The organism is Edaphobacter sp., from assembly GCF_035532915.1.
Classification (GTDB): domain Bacteria; phylum Acidobacteriota; class Terriglobia; order Terriglobales; family Acidobacteriaceae; genus Edaphobacter.
Window position 1 is genome coordinate 1 of sequence record NZ_DATKQC010000066.1, and the last position, 4106, is coordinate 4106.

The following is a 4106-nucleotide window of genomic DNA, read 5'->3' on the forward strand; positions in this document are numbered from 1 at the left end:
CAACGGCGAGGCTGCGCCTCGCGAAGACTTCCTGAAGGACGCCTTGTACATCAAGGAGACCATGGGAGTCCGCATCGGCGTCTTCGTGGCGCCGGCGTATTCGTCTAATTCGAACACCTGGAACTTCCATGGGAAGACCATTCGCGAACAGCCATGTCCGAAAGGGCTGTCTTCCGTGCTCATCCACAGAGGCAAATACACTCCAATCGAATTTCTGGCCCTCAATGTCCGCATCGATGTGATCGAGACCAGCTCGGTGCATCTGAAGCTGCCCGACCGGAATGGAATCGTTCTGGACGATCAGTATCACCAGGTCGCCAAGGAAGCGCGAAGGACGATGTTCGAGTATCTGGCAACCTTGCCGGAACACACGGCCAGCTACGCTGACTTTCTGGAGGCCCGCGAGCTAGGGATCGCATTGCGAGAAGCTGCGCCGTATTTCACTACCTTCACCGCGCCGGCGGCGGCCGCAGATTCGATGGATGGTCCGTTTCTGGGAGCGAAGGAGGTTGTCCGCCTTTCAGACGGAGCAGCCCTGACCCGCTACGCAATTGTCGACACGTCCGAACCGAAGTGTGCCGAATGGCTTTTGTTCACGTTCGATGTTGCGGCGCGCATCCTGGTACATGACGTTCCGCTCACCATACTCGAAGACAATCGCCGGTTCGCCGGCTACTCCTGGTATGGCAAACTGCCGCGAATTTGTCCGGTGCATCTCGCGGTCAATGGCGAGGTCCACGAAGATGAATTCCAAGGCGAGGATGCTGTGGCGTTGGCGGATACCCTCAGCCTTGGACTGCAGCTTCGATCCTCAGACACGGTGGAGCATTTCGCTTGGGACATTCCCTTTGCGGGATGGTTTGAAGATAGCAACTTCCCCAGCGTGCAGATCGTTGTCACGCGCTCAAGTGCGTGGCTCGTGAAACGCGATGCAGAACCGTTTGGCTTGTTGGAAGCGGCGGTGTATGTCGGTTTCCAGCCTGGCGACGACATGGAGTGCGACAGCTACGACACCCAGCTGGAGTATTTTCAACATGAAGCCGAGGAGGAAATCACACGCATCCTGTACGGGCCAATGGACCTCGTGCAGATGAAGCTGAACGAATTGGCGTCGAAATTGAACTGCGATTTCCTCAACTCTCTGAAAAACGCTGACGTGTCCCGGCTGGTCTTTGTCTTAGGCAAAGACGATCGCTGGTCGTTCACCATCCAGACTGGGGCCGCGGCGGTTTCAGGCCAAGCGGTGGCGTAGATGGCCTGGTGGTACTGCGCACAGGTAGTGGCCGTTCTCTGTTCTTCATTCTCAGAATGGCCGCTATTGGCATCAATTGTGAGCGCTATGCGAACGGCATCTTGTTTTGAGCGTGGAGTTGCGTCACGGTTGAGGAATGAGTCAGCAAAATGCAGAGGTATGGGCGAAGTGGCGAGGACTGGTAAGCGAACAGGGTCGCAGTGGCCAAAGCGTGGCAGCGTTCTGCCGGGAGCGCAGTTTGCGCGAGTGGCAGTTCTACGAATGGAAGAAGCGGCTGCGTGATTCGGAGGCCCGTGAGTTTGTGGAAGTCGGGGTGGCTGCACCGCAGGGACAGATACAGCCGATGGGTGTGGGGAGCGGTGGGATCGAGGTGCGTTTGAGAGCCGGCTGACTTTGTCAACTTGATCTGGCCCCTTTTGATCGTCTGAATTGGCTCCACCTTGGGTTTGTGTTTGGTCATTCCGTTCTGTCCTGGTGGGAGGAGCCCGTAGGGCGACTGGAGCCAGACCAGAACGGAGCGCCTCTTTCGCCCCTCATCCAACGAGGCGATCTCGGGCAGTGATCTGGCTTCGGGCACCGTTTCTTCTGGATGGAAGATGTGCTCGAAGAGTAGCTTCTCTTTGGCTCTTTTCGGTCCCAGATCAATACTGAACTTCGTTTGGTTGGTACCCAGGCAATCGAGCCGGATCACTTCGGCCAGTCTGCTTTCGACCAGCCTCCTGCATTTTCGTGGCAGTCTTCGTCCATGCGGCCGATCAGGAGGGCCTGTTGAAAGGCGGCCTCGCGATTGTCGCTGAGGAAGATGTGGACCGCTTCCTTCCACTCGCGCAGTCCTTGCCGGAAGCTCGCGATATTGTTTACATCAGCCCCGCTGCGCAAGCAGAGATTCAAGGGTGATCTTCGACGCTTCAGATGGTTCCGCAATGTCAACCGGATTTGGAAATGCCGGGCTTCCTGATGACCAGAGTTCGACGTCTTCAGAGTGCGTGTCGTAATACTCCGGGTTGACCGTGACTCGAAGCTTCTTCTGTCCAGGTGCAAGGTATTGAAACTCGTTGTTGCCTGACGGCTCCAGGTGTATCTCGGGAAGGAAGACCCCTTGGTTCGAAAGGACATCGCGAAGCTCTCCTAGACCATACAGCGCGGCTGGTCGTTGCTCTACATCGAGTTCAGTGATTACCAGGTTATCGAGATCAAACGAGGATGCATCTGCCGCTGCGATATCGTCTTCGATCGATGTTGCGAGTTTCTTACCGTCTTCAGTTGCGCTCGCTGCCAAAACGGCTGCTGCGATTCTCTGCGACACGCTGGAGAGAATCGGCTGAAGCTTACCCACCACCGAGGTAAAGAAGCCGATTCGTTCTTGCAGAACCCTGTAAACCGTCGTTTCGATGGTGTCGTCGTACTGCAGGTTCACGATCCGGATCGTGGGGTATTTCTGGCCAACGCGGTCGATTCGCCCAATTCTTTGCTCAACTCGCATCGGGTTCCATGGAAGATCGTAGTTGATCAAGGCCCCACAGAACTGAAAATTCAGCCCTTCCGCAGCGGCGTCTGTACATAGCAGCACATCCGCGTCTCCGTTCTTAAAACGGCGCTTCGCCGCGTCCCTGGAGATAACCTCCCATTCGGAATCTCCAATTGGTACCTCGCCACCCCGACCTGAATAGCACATCATCCTGAGTCCTGGCGTGGATCGGAGTTGATTTCGCAAAAAGTCCATCGTATCGGTGAACTGCGTGAACACCATCACTTGGCCATACCCGCCGCCACGCAATTCATCGATGATCAGCCGAAGTTCTCGGGCCTTGGTATCTGGCGCCAGGCCACTGACGCGGCGAAGCAAATCCTCAACAGATGAACGCTCTTCAAAATTGAGGGCTTCCCGCTCCATTTCTGCAATCTCGTCGGTGTCGGGTTGCTCTTCAGCCAGGTCGTCATCAGGCATATCGTCTTCCGTCGGGCCGAGGAGTGATCCATCTCCCTGCTTGAGCGCGGCGAGCCGTTTCTCCAGCGTTCTGGCCAGAGCGTAGAAACTACTTGCCAGCCGCTTGCGATAGATCGTCATGACAAAACCGACAGCGGTTCTCGTTGCCGTCGAAGCCTGCTTGTATGTGTCACGAATATAGGTCTCTACTAGCTCGTAAATCTGCCGTTCCTCGACCGTCATGGCGAGGAACCTATCATCTACGCTGCGGTCGGCAATCGGCGTGGATATACGGCCCTCTTTGTAATATCGCCGCAACATGTCGCGAGTGTTTCGTGAGATAAGTCTGCCCACCGGCGAGTTCAGGCGGATGATGCGCAGAGCGCTCTCGCGGTCTTTCACTGATAACGATCTCCGAGGCATAGCGGCCTCATCTCGCAAATCTCGGAGCAGCTTTACTGCATTCAATCTGCTTGTCTGGACGATAGCCTGCACCGAATCAACCTGAGCTTCGCCGTATCGCTTCTCCAAGGCGCGGAACAACGCTGCCAACGATTCGAATTCCTCATGCGAGGGAGAAGGCTTGGCCAGCATGTCATAAAAGCTGACAAATGCTCGATCCGTCCATTCAGGTGGCATTCCAAGCAGATTCAAAAGGTCCCAAACTTCCACCGGATGGACTTGTAAAGGTGTCGCAGTCAAGAGCAGAAGGCCCTGGGTCTTTTCTCGCAGCCCGAGCATCAGCCGCAGCAATGCGTTGGGGCCCCGATCTTTCGTAGCACCGGGAGATTTCCGACGCGCGTGGTGGGCCTCATCCAGCACGATCAGGTCCCATGGTTCAGCTCTTTCTAGAATCTCTGCGGTGCGATCCGTCCGCCTTAGAAGTTGGCTTGACGCCAGCACAATAGGCTCTTCATGCCACTTGTC

The 4106-nt window shown here is 56.0% G+C and carries 4 protein-coding genes; 2 read left to right on the forward strand and 2 right to left on the reverse strand.

Going from position 1 to position 4106, the window contains the following annotated elements:
• On the forward strand, window positions 1-1252 hold a 1252-nt coding region (locus tag VMU57_RS03450), incomplete at its 5' end, for a hypothetical protein (protein WP_325380813.1).
• 136 nt (window positions 1253-1388) lie between these two features.
• The gene (gene tnpA, locus VMU57_RS03455) at window positions 1389-1643 is read left to right on the forward strand and encodes an IS66 family insertion sequence element accessory protein TnpA (RefSeq protein ID WP_325380815.1); all 255 of its coding nucleotides are present in this window, start codon (window positions 1389-1391) and stop codon (window positions 1641-1643) included.
• Window positions 1644-1939: 296 nt separating this feature from the next.
• Here tnpA and VMU57_RS03460 read toward each other — a convergent pair whose 3' ends face one another.
• Both VMU57_RS03460 and VMU57_RS03465 read right to left on the reverse strand, forming a co-directional pair.
• Window positions 1940-2143 (reverse strand): hypothetical protein, encoded by a 204-nt coding sequence (locus VMU57_RS03460; protein ID WP_325380817.1) that lies wholly within the window; start codon window positions 2141-2143, stop codon window positions 1940-1942.
• Window positions 2115-4106: helicase-related protein (locus VMU57_RS03465; protein ID WP_325380819.1), on the reverse strand; the 1992-nt coding region annotated here is incomplete at its 5' end. The genes VMU57_RS03460 and VMU57_RS03465, both read right to left, overlap by 29 nt.

What these genes read in the sequence shown, in the direction of transcription:
- tnpA (WP_325380815.1), top strand. Translation starts at nt 1,389, where the DNA reads ATGAGTCAGCAAAATGCAGAGGTATGGGCGAAGTGGCGAGGACTGGTA.